A 16,981-nucleotide genomic window follows, 5' to 3' on the forward strand; every position below is an offset into this window, starting at 1 on the left:
CTGCAATTAATGTTTTGGAAACAGAAAAAGAATACAAAGTGGAATTGGCTGCTCCGGGTATGACGAAGGATGATTTCAATGTTCGCATTGATGAAGACAATAACCTTGTCATCAGCATGGAGAAGAAGACTGAAAACAAAGAAGAGAAGAAAGATGGTCGCTATCTGCGCCGCGAATTCTCATACTCTAAATTCCAGCAAACAATGATTCTGCCGGATAATGTAGACAAAGAAAAAATTGCCGCATCCGTAGAACATGGCGTTCTGAACATCGAACTTCCGAAACTCTCAGAAGAAGAAGTGAAGAAACCGAATAGACAAATCGAAGTAAAATAATACGGTAACCAACTAAATCACTGGAAACAGTGATGGAAATGATAAAGACAGCTCTTTCCAATAAAAAGGAATGGGCTGTCTTTTTATATACATATAGATATATTCCTTTACGCAGATGTTCCTTATTGATTCTTCCGATAACTGACCACCGCCCAACTATTAAACACAACTGCAAAGGACAGCAATATTCCCAACTGTGGTAATAAATCAAAGAACCCACTTCCTTTGAGATACACCATGCGCATCACTTCCATGAAATAACGCAAAGGATTGAGCCTGGTAATCCATTGTGCCCACTCCGGCATACTGCTAACCGGAGTAAACAGCCCGCTCATCAATATCAAAATCAACAGACAGAACCACATCACGAACATTGATTGCTGCATCGTAGCCGAATAGTTAGAAATGACAAGTCCGAAGCCGGACATCACCAACACGAAAAGAACCGCAAAGAAGTAAATCAACATAAAATGCCCGACAGGTACTATACCGTAAATCAACCATGCCAATATGAAACATAAAGTCAACACAATGAAGCCAATCAACCAATAAGGCAGTAGTTTGGCAAGAATAAAGACGAACTTCGGAACCGGCGTCACATTGATTTGCTCAATTGTCCCCACTTCCTTTTCGCTAACCACATTCAAGGCAGGCAGAAAGCCGCAAATCAACGTCAGCAACATAACCATCAATGCCGGAATCATGTAAAGTTTATAGTTCAAATTCGGATTAAACAATCCCTGGGTATCAATACGGATAGAAGGAAAAGCCCCGGAAACGGTAGCTGCTTCAGGACGTTCCGAACGTAGTTCGGCAGCATAGTCATTGACAATAGAAGCCAAATAAGAACTTCCAAGTCCCCCCTTCGTTCCATTCACAGCATTGGCAGCTATCAAGATATGAGCATCCTCGCCGTTCATCCAGTCCCGTTCCAGATGCCTCGGTATCTCCATGACAATATCCGTCGTTCCGGTTTCAATATTCCGAAGTCCTTCCTCATACGAAGCCGGCACTTCCACCAGACGGAAATAAGTGGAAGCAGCAATCTTATTCACCAGTCGCCGGGAAATAGCCGAATGGTCATTATCCACTATATTCAGTTCGACATTCTTGATTTCCAGGTTTACCGCCCAAGGCATCAGCAGCATAATCATACACGGAAAAACAAGAATCAGTTTCGGCAGAAACGAATTGCGCAGCAATTGTTTAAACTCTTTTTCTATCAGGAACTTTATCATAAGTAATTATCCATTTAGCCCATTATCATTCCAAGCGATATTTGAATTTCTTGAAGCTGACTGTTATAAGCACCGTCGCCATCAACAACAAAATACCAATCTCCTTACATACCAATACCACCGGCACACCTTCAATCATCAGTTTCCGCACCGCCTGAATATACCAACGCGCCGGGAGTATATCCGATATCCACTGAAGTATCACCGGCATACTTTCTATAGGGAAAATCATCCCCGACAACAGCATAGTAGGCATCATTAGCATCAAGCCCGATACCAACATAGCAGCAACCTGCGTCTGCGTTACCGATGAAATCAGCAACCCCAAAGCCAAAGACACAAAAATAAACAACAGAGATACCGTTATCAACCAAAACAAACTTCCCGCCACCGGAACATCCAGCACAAAAACCGAAAGTAGCAGGATAGTTATCAAATTGACAAACGACAAAACAAAATAAGGTACAGCCTTCGCCAAAATAATAAATAACGGTTTCACCGGCGAAACCAACAATACTTCCATAGTCCCTGTCTCTTTCTCGCGAACGATGGAAATGGAAGTCATCATAGCACAAATCAACATCAGAATCAGCCCCATCACCCCCGGTACAAAATTATAAGCACTTTTCATCTGAGGATTGTACAGCAGCTTTATGTCAGGAGTCAGACGGGCAACCGATACATCGGGCGGCAACATCTCCTGCCCTGCCATAGAGACAATTCCAGTCGCATAATTAACCTGCGAGGTCGACATATTCGGATCCGTCGCATCAACAATCAACTGTACACGAGCATCTCCCGCATAAAGCCCGTCCATAAAACGTTCACCAAAAACAACTGCCATGTCAATCTCACTCCTCAGAAAAGCAGCTTCCATCTCTTGAGGTGAATGAAAACAGGCAGTAACCGTAAAATACTCACTGGCATCCAAACGATCAATAATCTTCCGTGTCACCATATCATTAGAAGGATCGAGTACAGCCAGGCGTACATCTTTCACTTCTGTACTGATGGTAAAGCCAAACAGAATAATCTGCACAACCGGCATCCCCAGCAGAATCAACATCGTCCGCCGGTCACGGAAAATATGGTAAAACTCTTTCTTTACAAAAGCAATAAACTGTCTCATAATCAATCTGCTTTGCGCACCGCACTGCGGGCTAATTTTTGGAAAACATCATCCATCGTCTCCACTCCGAATTGCTTTTTCAGACGGGCAGGCGTGTCAAGAGCCTTGATCTGTCCGTCCACCATAATAGAAATCCGGTTACAATATTCCGCTTCGTCCATATAGTGCGTAGTTACAAATACAGTAATCCCCCGGTCGGCAGCCTGATAAATCAATTCCCAAAATTGCCTTCGCGTGGCAGGATCCACTCCCCCGGTCGGCTCATCCAGAAAAACGATTCTCGGCTCGTGGAAGATTGAAACCGAAAAAGCAAGTTTCTGCTTCCACCCCACAGGAAGGCTTTTCACTAAAGTATCCCGCTCGGCAGAAAAGCCCAAACGCTCCAGCAATTCCTCAGTCTTCCGTTCTATTTCCTGCTCTTTCATTCCATAGATTCCGGCAAACAGGCGGATATTCTCCCATACCTTCAAGTCTTCGTATAAGGAAAACTTCTGGCTCATGTATCCGATATGTTTCTTTACCTGCTCCGCCTCTCGGAAAATATCATATCCTGCCACCTTTCCCACGCCCGATGTCGGTCGGCTCAGCCCGCAAAGCATTCGCATAGCCGTTGTCTTTCCGGCACCGTTAGCACCCAGAAAGCCAAAGATTTCTCCCCGGTTTACTTGAAAGGAGATATGATCTACTGCGGTAAAACTGCCGAAACATTTGGTTAGCCGGCTCACTTCAATCACGGGTGCCGTCTCATGCCGTACTTCATCCCGTTCCAACGAAGGCGGACAAAGGATAGAAGCAAATTGTTGCAGAATACGCTCAGGCGTATCGATACCATGAATTTGTCCATGATTGATAAAAGCGATCCGGTCGCATTGACGGGCTTCGTCCATAATAGGAGTCGAAACAACAATCGTAATCCCCTGCTTCCGCAAACTCCTGAGCATCTGCCAAAATTCCTTGCGCGACACAGGATCCACACCCGTAGTTGGCTCGTCCAGAAATAAAATATCAGGTTTATGAATTAACGCGCAACTCAATGCCAGCTTCTGCTTCATCCCCCCCGATAAGGCTCCTGCCCTTCTCCTTTTGAACGGTTCTATCTGCTGATAGATATCCTTGATCAAGTCGTAATTCTCCCGGATTGTTGTATGGAATACCGTAGCAAAAAACTCCAAATTCTCTTCCACCGAGAGGTCTTGATAAAGTGAAAAGCGACCGGGCATATATCCTACACGCGTACGAATCTGTTTATAGTCCGAAGTTACATCCAATCCGCCGATAGCCGCCGTCCCCTTATCAGCCAGCAATAGAGTAGTCAGGATACGGAACAAGGTACTCTTTCCCGCACCATCGGGGCCAATCAGCCCGAAAATCTCTCCCTGCTCTACCGCAAAAGAAACTCCTTTCAGCGCTTCCACCTTTCCATAGCTTTTGCTGATTTCTTGCGCAACCACTATGGGTTCTCTTCCGTCTGCCACTTTCATCTCGATTCTCCGTTTTCAGTTTCCAACCTTCAGTTTTACTCCGCCATACATGCCTATCTTCAGTTCTCCGTCATTTTTCACAGCTATTTTCACGGCATATACCAGATTAGCGCGTTCATTCTTTGTCAGAATAGTTTTAGGAGTAAATTCCGAACGGTCGGAAATCCATGTAATCACGCCCGGATAGGCTTTCTGCTCCGAATTTCCGTAATCGGCATAGACAGTCACCTTATCCCCCAGTTTCACTTGTGACAACTGTCCGGAAGTTATATAAGCCCGCAAGTACATTCCGTCAGTTTCCGCCACTTTAAATAATGGCCTGCCGACAGATGCCAGTTCACCGGCTTCCGCATATTTTGCCAGTACCGTACCTTCAATAGGTGACTGGATATGGCATTTGTCTAACTGGTCTTCCACCTGTGCCACCTGTATGGCTACCGAATTTCCCTGTTCCGTCAGACTATTCGCACTGTTCAGCAATGATGATTCCTGGGCAACAAGCTGCCTCTCGAGCAATTTAATCTGTGCATCCCAGTCATCCAACTGTTTCCGGTTTGCCGCACCCGCAGCAAGCAAATTCTCCACCCGTTTCTTTTCACGTTCGGCCGTAGCAATCTGCTGTTTGGTAGCGGCAATCTGTTTGGCAAGGTCAGGACGCTGGCTTTCCACGGATTTCATACTGGCTTCCAGTTGCAGCTTCTTCAGATATAACTGCACGGTATCGACCAACCCGACTTCTTCACCCGCTTTCAACCTTGTACCTTCCTCTACGTCCAACTTTAACAATTTTCCGGCAGCTTCGGCAGAAACAATGACTTCCGTAGCTTCAAACGTACCGGTCGCGTCATAATCAGGTGTTCCATTTCCGCAGGCAGACAACATCACCAATGCCATCCCCCATATTCCTATCTTCGTTATTCCTTTCATATCCTGAGAAGTTATTTAATAATTCGTTGTATATTTCAATTGATAAATGCCCATCAGCCGCTGAATTTCATGCAGGGCTTTCGACTGACGCGCCAAGCTCTCATTAGTCAGTTCCCGAAGCATCTCGGTCACGGTCAATGTTCCATTAGCCACCTTTGCCTCCGCCGCTTTACGGATATTGGTACGCAGACGGATAATCTCATTATCATCCTCCATCTGCTTCTCCAACGAACGAATCGCCTGATCCTGCTGTGTCATTTGCAAACGCGTATTGAAAAGAAAGACATCCCGGTTATTGTCCAACTGACGGCGTTTGTTTTCAATCACCCGCCGGTCGTTTTTCAACGTATATAAACTACCGAAATTCCACGAAAGTCGGACACCTGCAATATAATAAGGAGAGTATTCATTCTTCAGCATATTCAGCCCCGGATTTCCATAAGCTCCTTGTACAAACAATCCGAATTGTGGAAGATGGCGCACATTGAGTGCTTTCTCCTGCACTTGCAATCCGGCTCCCTGTGCATCAAACAAGGACAGCTCCGGCCGGTGTATTTCACTGATAGCTGAAATCTCATTCTGAGGAACGGGCTTCTCCAAAGTTACCGCCTGAGACAGTTCTTCCCCTACCAGCAACGAAAGCATTTTCAAATAGGCGGCACGTGACGAAACAAGGTCTACCCTCTTCTGACGGGTATTCAACTGCTCCACTCTCACAGCGTCCAAATCTGCCTGATTGGCTATTCCATTTTCCACATAAGCAGTAATCTGACGATAATTCCGTTCCAATTCATCTTGCAGTAATGCATTCTGCCGCAATTGCTCGTCAAGCAGCAGAATCCCGAAATACAAATCATTCACACGGCTGTTCAATGCATACATATCCACATTCAGCTTTTCTTTTTCTATCTCAGCTTCCGCCGTTACCTGTTTCTTCTGCATCCGGATTCCGCCACCATCCCAAATTTTCTGTTGCAATTCCAACATTACCTGATACTGGTCTTTAGGTAATCCTTTTATATCCACTCCGGGAAGTTTCACAGGAATTTCCGTCACTTCACTCTGGTAAGAAGCTTTGGCCGAAAGAGCCAACTGAGGCAAATATCCCTTGGCAGCATTCTCCAGACTATATTCCTTTGTTTTCTCGACCAAACCGTACTGATGTACCAGCGGATAATTTTCCTGCGTTTTCCGTTGACATTCTTCCAACGTAATTTGCGCATACACACCCGATACAAACAATAAAAAGGAAAAACTGAAAATCATTCTTTTCATACGCATCATTACTTTATATTCTTCGATTTCTTCGGAAGACAAAGATAGGCCTTTTGAAGATACATTCACATTCTGAAAGTCTGCAAATATGTCCTGATAGTTCGATAAAACAAAAGAAAGAAAGGTCGTTTGGAGCTTTTTATTATCTTTGCCGGAAAACTGAAGAACAAAGATGGAAAAGAAAACACCCCTGAATATAGGACTGGAAATACTAGGGAATCTGGATATCGTCCGGCATAATGAGTTCCGTTTTATATCCCCGCACTTCGGGTTCGTAAACAGTTTTGCCAGACTGGAGTCGCTTCTTATCACATTAGATCAGCCATACCGCATAAAGGAAGGACGTATTGCAATTATCAAACAAGGGTATGCACGAGTACTAATCAATCTGATAGAAGAGACTTTTCAACCGGACAAGATGTTGTTAATAGTTCCTAATTCCATTCTTCAGCTCATTGAAGTATCTCCGGATTTTGACATGCAAATGGTAGCGATGGATTCCGAGTTTCTTCCTATAACCGGAAAGGATGACTTCTTCACTCATCTCTCACAGTTACAGAAAAACATCATATTATCTCTGACGCCACAAGAAAGCTACCAATTTAAAAGTTATTTTGACCTCATGTGGAACATATTACAAGAATCACCCTTCCACCGGGAAGTAATTCAGCATTTACTAGTCAGTCTCTTATATAATATAGAATATCTTGCCCATAATAACGGGAATGCACAAAACCACCAGACACGCCAGGAGGAAATCTTTCAACGTTTCATCTCGTTGGTCAATACCTATAGTAAAAAAGAGCGTAACGTCGTTTTTTATGCAGACAAACTATGTCTCACCCCACGCTATCTTAACACGGTCGTCCGGCAAACCAGCCAACAAACAGTAATGGACTGGATAAACCAGTCCATTATACTAGAAGCTAAAGTATTGCTAAAACATAGCAATCTGCTTGTTTATCAAATTTCTGATGAATTGAATTTTCCTAATCCTTCTTTTTTCTGCAAGTTTTTCAAACGGATGACGGGAATAACGCCACGCGAATATCAAAACCCGAAATAAGCCTTATTTTGAAAATTCCTTGATACGTTGTTCTTCTTCCAGTTTGCAAATCAGCAACGTATTGTCTTTTTCGGCAATGATATATCCATCCAGTCCCTGCACTACCACCCGTTTTTCTTCGCTGGTATGCACAATGCAGTTCTTACTGTCATACAGGCGGATATCGGCTCCAACTGTGGCATTACCTGATTTATCCTGTGGCAATAATCCACGCAGTGCTCCCCATGTACCCAAGTCCGACCAACCGAACGAAGCCGGCAGTACATAGATTTCCTGTGCTTTCTCCATCACTGCATAGTCAATAGAAATACTTTCGCACGTGGGAAACAACTTCTTAATCGTTTCACTCTCCTTCTCTGTATAGAAATCCGGAAAGATACGGTCGAAAATCTGTGCAATCCCCGGAGCATATACACGCATCACGGAAGTTATAGTACGCACATTCCATACAAAGATTCCGGCATTCCAAAAGAAATTGCCTTCTGCCAAATACTTCTCTGCAGTCTCCTTATCCGGTTTTTCCTTGAATGAATCTACTGTGAAAATCTCCTTATCTGTCATTATCTGTTCTCCGGCAGCAATATATCCATATCCGGTTTCCGGACGAGTCGGCTTGATACCTAGAGTGACAATAGCACTGCTATCATTCGTAAAACGAAGCGCTTTCTCCACCACCCGACGAAATTCTCCCGTATCAAGAACCAATGCATCCGAAGGAGTCACTACGATATTTGCATTCGGGTGTTTCTTTTTAATCTTCCAACAAGCATAAGCTATACAAGGTGCCGTATTCCGTGCACAGGGTTCCGCCAGAATGTTACTCTCCGGCATCTCCGGCAACTGTTCCCGAACAATATCAATATATTTTTCAGAAGTTACCACCCACATATTTTCCTTCGGGCAAACACCGTCAAAACGATCGGCCGTCAACTGAATCAGTGACCGTCCGCATCCCATTACATCAATAAATTGTTTTGGACATTCCGGTGTACTCATCGGCCAAAAACGGCTGCCAATGCCTCCAGCCATTATTACGACATGATTATCCATACCTGTTATTCTCCAATTTTTTAAATAATTGCGCAAGTTACTCCAAAATGTCCGAATTTACAAGGAAAACAAAAGAAACTAACCGAAACATCTATAACGCATGGTCCTTTTATCCTAAAGCATAGCTTTAAAGGTCACAAAGCTACGCTTTATGTTTATCTCTTATTCGTACTCCTGTTTCCGTCTTTGCTTGCTATAAAAAATATATCAACGATCTTCGCAGACAGTTGATATAAAAGGAAATCACACCGGCTTTTAGCCGACATGAGGGCGTGGACCAGGAACATACCGCTGTACGTTTCCTGACCTACAAAATGTAGGGTTCTTCATGTGTGTAGCATGAAGTTAGGGACCTACATATTCCATCTCACTTTGTGTAAAAGTATTAAAAGCACTTTATGTCATATCGACCTGTATATATCAGAATACAGGCAGAGATATAATGTCTATTTATTCAGCATTTATTCTTTATCTCCATGATTTTCTCCATAGCCGTAACCGTAGCCATAACGTTTGCCATAACCACAGTACTTACCATATTTGCCATAACCATAATAATAGCCGTATTTTCTTCTCTTCAAATCCAAACCATTAATAGTAATGCAGAGATTAGGCAATTTATTATTCTCGGCAAGCTCGTTGATTAAAGTAAACTCTGCCTTACGGGTGTAATCAGCACGACAGACATAGACGGATAAATCAGCTACACGTCCGATAAGCAACGTATCAGTTACCATACCTACCGGAGCCGTATCCAATATCACATAATCAAAATTCTTCTTCAATGTCTCAATAGCCTTCTCCAATCCGTCACGAGCCAATAACTCTGTCGGATTAGGCGGAACGGTTCCGCCGGGAAGAATGAACAGGTTCTTGTTTATGTCAGAAGGCTGTACCAAGTCCATCAGATTCGTGGTTGGATTAGTCAGATATTGAGTTATACCATGTTCTTTTCGAGAAAGATTGAATACTTTATTCAGTCCCGGTTTACGAATATCAAGACCGACTATTACTACTTTCTTTCCTAATAAAGAAAGGCTGATAGCTAAATTGGCAGATATAAAAGACTTTCCTTCACCACTAATGGTAGAAGTTACCAAAATTACATTCTTACCATTCTCAAGCATAAACTGAAGATTGGTACGGATATTTCGGAAGGTCTCGCTCATGAGATTGTTCTTATTCTCAAAGACGGCAATAGATCCAGACTTTTCATCTGCTAATGGAATATCACCGACAACAGGAAGCAATGTCAGTTTTTCAACATCCCCCCTACCTTCAATCTTGAACTTAGTTAATCCAATCAGATAGATAATACCTACCGGAAGCCCCATTCCTACAACAAAAGCAGCCAAATAAATCATCATTCGCTTAGGAGAGACAGGCTTATCATCCGCTAATGCCTCATCAATAGTCTTGGCATTATTTGCAGTAGCCGCCAAAGTTATGGCATTTTCTTCACGTTTTTGAAGTAACATCAGATAAAGTCCCGCTTTGATTTCCTGCTGACGGGCGATGCTGACAAACTGACGCTCCTGAGTAGGAGCATCATTAATACGACGAGAATAACGATTCGCTTCACGAGCTAAATCATCTTTTGTAATTTGCAATCCTTTCAATGTAGCATCCAATGTAGCTTGCACATTGCTGCGCATTGCTCGAATACTAGTATCCAAATTCACGATGGTCGGATTATTCTCTGTCGATGTACGTAGTAAGCGCTTTCTCTCAACCAACATTTGATTATATCGGTCTATCGCGCCAGCCGATGCGGCATCTTGGAGTCCAATATTACTAGGCAAAACCTCATATTCATTACCTTTCATATAGCGTTGCAAGTCCATCACCAAATTAATTTGAGTCTGATTTTCTACGCGCTTCTTTTCATATTCCGCATTACCCGTTAATGCAATCTGAGCTTCACTTGTCAAGTCAGTAATGCCAGCAGTACGCTTGAAGTTCTCCAGATCCTGTTCTGTACTTCCTAACTCCTTAGAAATAATGCCAATACGTTCATTTATAAATTCCGCAGTCTTTTGTGCCACTTCATTTTTATCATTATTAGTATTGATATTATACATCTCAAGCAACTTATTGATAAAGTCTTTTCCGCGTTGTGTATTTGAATTCTTTAGCGAAAGCACAGCAACTGAAGTAGTCTTTGAAGTAGGAGCTATTGACAAAGCTTCACTATATCTTTTTGCTACAGACATCGGGCGACTTATAAAGGCTTTAATATGTCGTTCCCCCTCTTCTCCTTTCTGTAGATTCACTGCCAATGTATCTTTATTTTCAAAAAAAGCAATTGTACCTTCATCTGTTGGGAATACAGCAGGCAACTTATCAAATCGCTTCTGATACTCTTTGTCTCCTACTGTTATTAAGACATCTATCATTCCATTCGCCGATAAGGTCATTCTTACCTCCATCGTTTCTGGAAGTTTTTCAGCCTCCTGCGGCGTCAGACTTACTAGCACGGGAGAAGTACGATAAAGTTCTTTTCCCGGAAATGCATCTTCATCCTTATAAGTCACAAATAAGTTCAACTGATTCACAACTTCACGAGCCAACGATTTAGACCGTAATACTTCTATTTCATTATCTATATTTTTGGATGATGACATAAAACCATCAAGCCCCATTCTTTCAAGTTCGGAACTCATACTTTTTCCACCACCTTTTTCTTCATCTTTTATCAGAACAGTAGCAGAAATATCATAAACAGGAGTTGCTATATGCAAATATACCCATGCAAAGATTATACATACTATTACTGAAATAAAAAACCATGGCCAATGAATTAAGTAACGAAAAAGAATCTCTTGAATATTAACCTGCTCTTCAACCTGTCCATTGTACCTTTCCTTATTTTCCTCCAACATAATAGATTTATTATTTTAAAATTGTTACCAACAGACTCGCTAACGACACTAATATAGAAGTAGCAGAAAACCAAAGACTTGTACTATTGCCAATATCCGAATTACGAGCTTTCGCTTTGTTAGGAGTTACATAGACTATATCATTTTGTTGTAACCAATAATAAGGCGATAAAATTGTCTCCGCTTTATTAAGATCAAGAGTTATAATCTGCTGCTTACCGTTGGCATCCTCACGAATCAATTTCACATTATCGCGAAGCCCATATACCGTCATATCACCTGCCATAGCTAATGCCTCCAATAAATTCACTTTTTCATTATTAATAGTAAATATACCTGGACGAGTAACTTCACCAATTACAGAAATTTTATAATTCACCATACGTACAGTAACAATTGGAGTTTCTTTGATGTAAGGTTTCAGTTTTTCTACAATTAACTGTTCAGCATCCTTTTTAGTCAATCCACCTAATTGTAATTTACCCAATACGGGAAAATCTACAGTACCTTTATTACTAACCAAATAAGTTTGTAAGGAAGGTTGAGATGTTATGTAATTATTAACATTATCAATATTATTAGGTCCTGCTACTGTTAAATTAAATGGTATTGCTAACTCCGGGCTTGTACATGATACCACAATAGTCAACAAATCTTTCGGCATGATTTCTGCATCATACATCTTCTCTTGTTGGGATACCTGTTCAATAATTTCCGAGTTCTGTAAATAAGGAACTTTTTTGTATGACTGACAAGAGGTTACTACCAATCCTAATGCCACAAAAATAAGAATCTCATGTAATCTTCCCATATTCATTTTTTGTATTTATAATTATCTATTTCAACAAATTTTCAGGTTTAAGTGGTATATACGGACCATCTTTTACTTCCATTATTATTGTATCATTTTCAATCACGTTTAATGTATGCCATTGTCCCTGCGGTATATGTATTCCATATTTCCCATCCAAAGGATTCAATTCACAACTCTCTGTAATTTGCTTATTGTCATCATAAAAAAGAACTGTGATTCGTCCTCTTAATACAACATATGTTTCCGCGGTATGCATATGACGATGTATTGGAAGTTCTGTTCCAGGTTCCATTGCATTTAATAATCGCTGCGCCTTTGCATCCAAACTATCATGTAAATTGTAATTCATACGAAGACGCGGATTTTTCTTAGCCTGTTCACAGACCTTATCAAGTAATTCTTTATCAATTAATTCCATAATTTGTATCTTAGAATATTTCCAAAACTTAGAGAACTATTTAACCCCAATGGAAGATAAGTAACCTATATATTTCTGGGTCACTTTATCCCATGTATAATTCTGAAAAACATTATTATAATTAACTTCCCAATAATTCATTATTTCTTGTCGATTATTAATACAATCGTTAAAAGCATTCAGCAAATCATTTACATTTTCAGGCCTCACCCATATTGCATTGTCCAAAAGCAACTCTCGGTTACCTTCTATGTCAGATGCTATAATAGGTAATTTATAACTCATAGCCTCTAACAATGCAATAGATAAACCTTCAGTAGTTGATATTAAACAATATGCATATGCATTACTGAGCAATGTAGTTTTATCATAATTATACACTGCTCCAGTAAATACAATATTTGCGCTCCCCGTTGCTTTGTTGTGCAAATAATCAACAAAGTCTGGTTCGATAGTATTAGTTCCTGCAATAACAAGTTTATACTTCTGCGTATTTAACCTTTTAAATCCATCAATTAAATAATCAACATTTTTTTCTTTCGACAAGCGTCCCAAAAAAAGAAAATATTTACATCGTTCCAACGAATATTTTTCTAAAATATCTGTCTCTACTTCTTTACCACTCGGCATATTTACCGCCGTTGGAATTGTAGTTGTCATGACATTATATTTATTCTTAAAATAGTGCGTTTGGTTATCGCTACACATTATCAAATGTTGATTAATATGTGCTGTTATACGTTCCATCAACTTTAACACCTTTTGTTGACGGGATGAATATTTACTATGCATCCATTCTAGACCATGCCCTTGCATCAAAGATTTAATACCCAATAGTCGAGGTATAAAGCTCCACATAGAAGGTGGCCATGCATTATAATGAATTACACTTATATTTTTTTCTTTAATTAAAGTCCTAATTGTAGCTTTCAATCCAACCCACGGTTTACATATCAAATTACTTTTAAAGCCTTTCATGAATATGACTTTAATTCCCTCAATATATTCAATCGAGTTGTGATCACTTTCACAATAAACAACTACTTCATGTCCTAATTTAATTAAATGGACAGATAAATTGTACATATAGGATTCTATTCCCCCTAAAGAACGAATATCTCGCCCTCCAATAAAAACTATTTTCATCGATAAAAATTAAATGGACAACAATTGATTATAACGTTCTGAGAAGGTTTCTAAAGAATATTGATTGTGTAACAATGTATTTCCTTTCGTACCCAAAGTCTGACGCATATTTGCATTATCAATAAGCAATGATAAGGAATGTGCCATTCCTTCATAATCTCCAACTTTGTGTAAAAAGCCATTTATATTATTTTGAATTAAATAGGAATTATCTCCCACATTTGTACAAACAACAGGCAAGCTCCAATTAAGAGCTTCCATTATCGAATTGCTTGTTCCTTCATATAGACTTGTTGACAAGTATAAATCGGCTTCATAAAGTAATTCGGGAATATTTGAAGGGGTAATTAATATCTCTGTAAAATCAGTAATTTCATATTTACTAACCCATTGACGAATTACCTCTTCCAACTCTCCATATCCCACAATTATAAAATGAAAATCAGTAGTACGTTTTCTAAGTGTAGCAATCGTTTTTATAGCAGTAAGATAATCTTTTTGTTGAACGAACCGACCAACAGTTATTATCTTTTTTACTTTCTTATCCAAACGAAACATCGGAGCAGATATATTTGTGAAACAATTTGGAATAACAATACTTTTTTCTTTCTTAAATCCTCTTTCTACAAAGTATTCCAAACCAGAATAACAATTAAATATAGTCAAAGTAGAAATATAATTATGAACTACTTTTTCTAATAAATATTTTCCGTAAGGTAATTGAGAGTTTCTAATTCCACCATAAATATTTCTGACGCCTACAATCTTTTCTGTAACACCGCAAATAATATCGCAATATGAAAGGTAATTAAAAACAGTATCAATTGAATTGTCTCTTAGTATTTTCCGTAAACCTAATATTCTTTTAATAATATTACCTTCTAACGAATGTAATATTACATGACCAGGTGCATTCTTCAGAATAGCAATATTACTTTGAGCAGCATTGCTATAACCACTTACTGATATAAAATGTACCTCACACAAATTAGATAAAACTGAAGCCAACAATGTAGCTTGTTTTTCAGCTCCACCTGATTTTATTGTAGGGATAGTAATTGCAACTTTAAGCATAATCATGATATTATCGAGCTCGCTCTTTCACAAATTTTGCCGGATTGCCAGCCCAAACTTGATATGGTGGAATATCCTTAGTCACTATAGATCCAGCACCTATTAGAGCCCCTTTACCTATTGTTACGGAATTACAAATAATGGTATTCATTCCTATAAATACATCATCTTCAATTACCACTTTACCCATTCTAAAATTTCGACCAGGTTTTGAAGAAATAATAAAATGAGTTAGAATTTTTGTACCCTCTGTTAAGGTAACGCCATTACCTATTGTTACCAATTCCGGAGCCACAGTATCTATTGATACTCCTTTATATACGAAACACTGAACTTTCTTATGAGCGAATTTCACCCCACCTAATTTAAGAAAAAGCCATCTATGATGTCCTCTCATAGGCAAATGAGACATTGATAAAAAACAATAATGTATCAATCTCTTTAATGAAAAATATTTCAACATAGTTACTTATTTAATTAAATTCCGGCTTAGTTATAAACTTGTCATCTTTCATATTCTGTAAATATCTTCTCTTATCGTTCCATCCAAGTTTTGCCGTACCTATATCGTATCTCATCATACGAACCGCATAATCAGCAGTCGTTCCTATAATTTTTGCAGGATTGCCAGCTACAATTGTATAAGCCGGAACTGACTTAGTAACAATAGCCCCTGCTGCCACTAAAGCCCCTTCGCCAATTGTAACCCCGGGCATTATTTGTGAACCACTTCCTATATACGCCCAATCTTTAACTTCTATTTTTCCAAAGCAATCGAAAGTGGGATTATTCTTACGAAGAATATTTCCACCACCATGAGTATGAAAAGAGCACCCAGATGTTATTTGACAATTATTGCCTATTGTTATCAGGTACGGTTCACTAGACCAATTTTTAGTACAAATTAAAGTGTTATATCCGATTTTTACTCCCAAAAGTTTTGCATAAATCTTAGATGGCAAAAAACGAAAAAACTTTGATAGCAATAAATAAAAAATCATATATATTATTATTGGTTAATGATACGTTGCATAAATGCCAATGCTCTCAGAGATTGAATTTTACTAGAAAAATCATTTTTTATTAGAAGTCCAGCTCTTTCTCCTATTTGTTTCGATTCTATTGGATGTTCCTCCACCCACAATAATTTTTCAGCAAAATCTTTCGGATTATCGGGTATAGAAAAGATACAATTAACTTTATCTTGCAGAAATTTATCTATTTCACCAACACGAGTTACAACTACCGGATTTCCTGTTGACAAATACTCACCCAATTTAGTTGGAAAACCATATTGAGCTTGTTTATTATTTGGACGAGCTAACGCTAATATGGAAGCATTTTTCAATAAAGCAGGAATATCATCAGGAGAAATATGACCTGTAAAAATCACATCATCATTAAGATTTAAAGAGTCAACAATAGAATATAATTGATGAACAACTTGTTTTAAATGACTATCGCCTATCAACATTAATTTATACTCAGGAAACTGTTTATGAAAAATATGAAAAGCTCTAATTAAGTCATCCACACCATCTTTGTGGACAGTTAATGCTCCACAATAAGCAATGTATTTTGTTTTATTCATAACCGGAATGCCTTCGAATCTCTCTGAATCGACAAACATATTTATTATCTCAATATTTTTTACACCCCTTCTATGAAACTCAGATCTCAGAGATTCTGATATAACAAAAAGACCTTTTGCATATTTTACCATAAATAACTGTATGGTCTCACATATCTTATATATAAGTCCACCGTTCTGATAATATGGTGCCTCGGTGCGTTCATAAAAAACATTATATTTTTCTTTAGGTAACATAAATCCCCAAACTGGTAACCCATATATATGAACTGCAGTTTCACTATCTACATATGTTTCTTTTATAGTCTTTACGACTTTTCGATAGACACTTATTCGTCCCCATAATTTAGAATATGTAGAATTTTCTCGATAAATAATTGTTTTAATACCATCTCCTAAATCCCACTGAAAATTTTCAAGTGAACGGCAAATAATAAGAACTTCTTTTCCAGCCGCGGCATACCCCTTAGCATAAGCTATCAAACGGTTTGTTGCCGCAGAGCCTGAATACCAAATTCCCACAAGTATTATTTTATTTAGATGTTGCATATTTAC

Annotated in this window: 16 protein-coding genes; 2 read left to right on the top strand and 14 right to left on the bottom strand. The window is 39.3% G+C overall.

Annotated features, from left to right (window positions below; translation table 11 throughout):
• Nucleotides 1–335, top strand: a 335-nt coding sequence (locus RDN93_RS14635; protein WP_308746198.1) for an Hsp20/alpha crystallin family protein, incomplete at its 5' end; no start/stop codon positions are given.
• 122 nt (nt 336–457) lie between these two features.
• On the opposite strand, the gene RDN93_RS14640 is transcribed toward RDN93_RS14635, so the two are convergent.
• Genes RDN93_RS14640 through RDN93_RS14660 form a run of 5 tightly spaced genes read right to left on the bottom strand, consistent with a single transcriptional unit; the run spans nt 458 to nt 6,385 of the window.
• The gene (locus tag RDN93_RS14640; RefSeq protein WP_308746199.1) at nt 458–1,573 is read right to left on the bottom strand and encodes an ABC transporter permease; all 1,116 of its coding nucleotides are present in this window, start codon (nt 1,571–1,573) and stop codon (nt 458–460) included.
• 25 nt (nt 1,574–1,598) lie between these two features.
• The gene (locus RDN93_RS14645) at nt 1,599–2,702 is read right to left on the bottom strand and encodes an ABC transporter permease (protein WP_308746200.1); all 1,104 of its coding nucleotides are present in this window, start codon (nt 2,700–2,702) and stop codon (nt 1,599–1,601) included.
• Between the two features lie 2 nt (nt 2,703–2,704).
• Entirely contained in the window at nt 2,705–4,183 is a 1,479-nt protein-coding gene (locus tag RDN93_RS14650; RefSeq protein ID WP_308746201.1) for an ATP-binding cassette domain-containing protein, read from the bottom strand.
• Nucleotides 4,184–4,198: 15 nt separating this feature from the next.
• Nucleotides 4,199–5,110, bottom strand: coding sequence for an HlyD family efflux transporter periplasmic adaptor subunit (locus tag RDN93_RS14655; RefSeq protein ID WP_308746202.1), 912 nt, complete (start codon nt 5,108–5,110; stop codon nt 4,199–4,201).
• A gap of 15 nt (nt 5,111–5,125) precedes the next feature.
• Nucleotides 5,126–6,385 (bottom strand): TolC family protein, encoded by a 1,260-nt coding sequence (locus RDN93_RS14660; RefSeq protein WP_308746203.1) that lies wholly within the window; start codon nt 6,383–6,385, stop codon nt 5,126–5,128.
• Between the two features lie 172 nt (nt 6,386–6,557).
• Here RDN93_RS14660 and RDN93_RS14665 point away from each other — a divergent pair, with 172 nt between their 5' ends.
• On the top strand, nt 6,558–7,451 hold the full coding sequence (locus RDN93_RS14665; protein WP_308746204.1) for a helix-turn-helix domain-containing protein: 894 nt from the start codon (nt 6,558–6,560) through the stop codon (nt 7,449–7,451).
• Between the two features lie 3 nt (nt 7,452–7,454).
• Here the strand turns inward: RDN93_RS14665 and RDN93_RS14670 are convergent, their stop codons facing one another.
• The 9 genes from RDN93_RS14670 to RDN93_RS14710 form a co-directional block, all read right to left on the bottom strand.
• Nucleotides 7,455–8,501 (bottom strand): mannose-1-phosphate guanylyltransferase, encoded by a 1,047-nt coding sequence (locus tag RDN93_RS14670; protein WP_308746205.1) that lies wholly within the window; start codon nt 8,499–8,501, stop codon nt 7,455–7,457.
• A 461-nt stretch (nt 8,502–8,962) separates the two neighbouring features.
• Nucleotides 8,963–11,383 (bottom strand): polysaccharide biosynthesis tyrosine autokinase, encoded by a 2,421-nt coding sequence (locus RDN93_RS14675; RefSeq protein WP_308746206.1) that lies wholly within the window; start codon nt 11,381–11,383, stop codon nt 8,963–8,965.
• A gap of 10 nt (nt 11,384–11,393) precedes the next feature.
• The gene (locus RDN93_RS14680; protein ID WP_308746207.1) at nt 11,394–12,194 is read right to left on the bottom strand and encodes a polysaccharide biosynthesis/export family protein; all 801 of its coding nucleotides are present in this window, start codon (nt 12,192–12,194) and stop codon (nt 11,394–11,396) included.
• Nucleotides 12,195–12,219: 25 nt separating this feature from the next.
• Nucleotides 12,220–12,615 (bottom strand): WbuC family cupin fold metalloprotein, encoded by a 396-nt coding sequence (locus RDN93_RS14685; protein WP_308746208.1) that lies wholly within the window; start codon nt 12,613–12,615, stop codon nt 12,220–12,222.
• A gap of 36 nt (nt 12,616–12,651) precedes the next feature.
• Nucleotides 12,652–13,761 carry a glycosyltransferase family 4 protein gene (locus RDN93_RS14690; protein WP_308746209.1) on the bottom strand — a complete coding sequence of 370 codons (1,110 nt, stop codon included), beginning with the start codon at nt 13,759–13,761 and terminating at the stop codon, nt 12,652–12,654.
• 9 nt (nt 13,762–13,770) lie between these two features.
• Complete coding sequence (locus RDN93_RS14695; protein ID WP_308746210.1) at nt 13,771–14,835, bottom strand: glycosyltransferase family 4 protein; 1,065 nt, start codon at nt 14,833–14,835, stop codon at nt 13,771–13,773.
• 10 nt (nt 14,836–14,845) lie between these two features.
• A complete protein-coding gene (locus RDN93_RS14700) occupies nt 14,846–15,298 on the bottom strand; it encodes an acyltransferase (RefSeq protein WP_308746211.1) in 453 nt (150 codons plus the stop codon).
• Between the two features lie 10 nt (nt 15,299–15,308).
• Entirely contained in the window at nt 15,309–15,836 is a 528-nt protein-coding gene (locus RDN93_RS14705) for an acyltransferase (protein WP_308746212.1), read from the bottom strand.
• Nucleotides 15,837–15,844: 8 nt separating this feature from the next.
• The gene (locus RDN93_RS14710) at nt 15,845–16,975 is read right to left on the bottom strand and encodes a glycosyltransferase family 4 protein (protein ID WP_308746213.1); all 1,131 of its coding nucleotides are present in this window, start codon (nt 16,973–16,975) and stop codon (nt 15,845–15,847) included.
• Between the last annotated feature and the right edge of the window lie 6 nt (nt 16,976–16,981).

Source organism: uncultured Bacteroides sp. (genome assembly GCF_902491285.1).
Classification (GTDB): domain Bacteria; phylum Bacteroidota; class Bacteroidia; order Bacteroidales; family Bacteroidaceae; genus Bacteroides.

Excerpts from the sequence above, each read along its gene's own strand:
- RDN93_RS14640 (WP_308746199.1), bottom strand. The coding sequence starts at position 1,573 with ATGATAAAGTTCCTGATAGAAAAAGAGTTTAAACAATTGCTGCGCAAT.
- RDN93_RS14705 (WP_308746212.1), bottom strand. The coding sequence starts at position 15,836 with ATGATTTTTTATTTATTGCTATCAAAGTTTTTTCGTTTTTTGCCATCT.
- RDN93_RS14650 (WP_308746201.1), bottom strand. The coding sequence starts at position 4,183 with ATGAAAGTGGCAGACGGAAGAGAACCCATAGTGGTTGCGCAAGAAATC.
- RDN93_RS14700 (WP_308746211.1), bottom strand. The coding sequence starts at position 15,298 with ATGTTGAAATATTTTTCATTAAAGAGATTGATACATTATTGTTTTTTA.
- RDN93_RS14665 (WP_308746204.1), top strand. The coding sequence starts at position 6,558 with ATGGAAAAGAAAACACCCCTGAATATAGGACTGGAAATACTAGGGAAT.
- RDN93_RS14655 (WP_308746202.1), bottom strand. The coding sequence starts at position 5,110 with ATGAAAGGAATAACGAAGATAGGAATATGGGGGATGGCATTGGTGATG.
- RDN93_RS14695 (WP_308746210.1), bottom strand. The coding sequence starts at position 14,835 with ATGCTTAAAGTTGCAATTACTATCCCTACAATAAAATCAGGTGGAGCT.
- RDN93_RS14660 (WP_308746203.1), bottom strand. The coding sequence starts at position 6,385 with ATGAAAAGAATGATTTTCAGTTTTTCCTTTTTATTGTTTGTATCGGGT.
- RDN93_RS14685 (WP_308746208.1), bottom strand. The coding sequence starts at position 12,615 with ATGGAATTAATTGATAAAGAATTACTTGATAAGGTCTGTGAACAGGCT.
- RDN93_RS14645 (WP_308746200.1), bottom strand. The coding sequence starts at position 2,702 with ATGAGACAGTTTATTGCTTTTGTAAAGAAAGAGTTTTACCATATTTTC.
- RDN93_RS14670 (WP_308746205.1), bottom strand. The coding sequence starts at position 8,501 with ATGGATAATCATGTCGTAATAATGGCTGGAGGCATTGGCAGCCGTTTT.
- RDN93_RS14710 (WP_308746213.1), bottom strand. The coding sequence starts at position 16,975 with ATGCAACATCTAAATAAAATAATACTTGTGGGAATTTGGTATTCAGGC.
- RDN93_RS14675 (WP_308746206.1), bottom strand. The coding sequence starts at position 11,383 with ATGTTGGAGGAAAATAAGGAAAGGTACAATGGACAGGTTGAAGAGCAG.
- RDN93_RS14690 (WP_308746209.1), bottom strand. The coding sequence starts at position 13,761 with ATGAAAATAGTTTTTATTGGAGGGCGAGATATTCGTTCTTTAGGGGGA.
- RDN93_RS14680 (WP_308746207.1), bottom strand. The coding sequence starts at position 12,194 with ATGGGAAGATTACATGAGATTCTTATTTTTGTGGCATTAGGATTGGTA.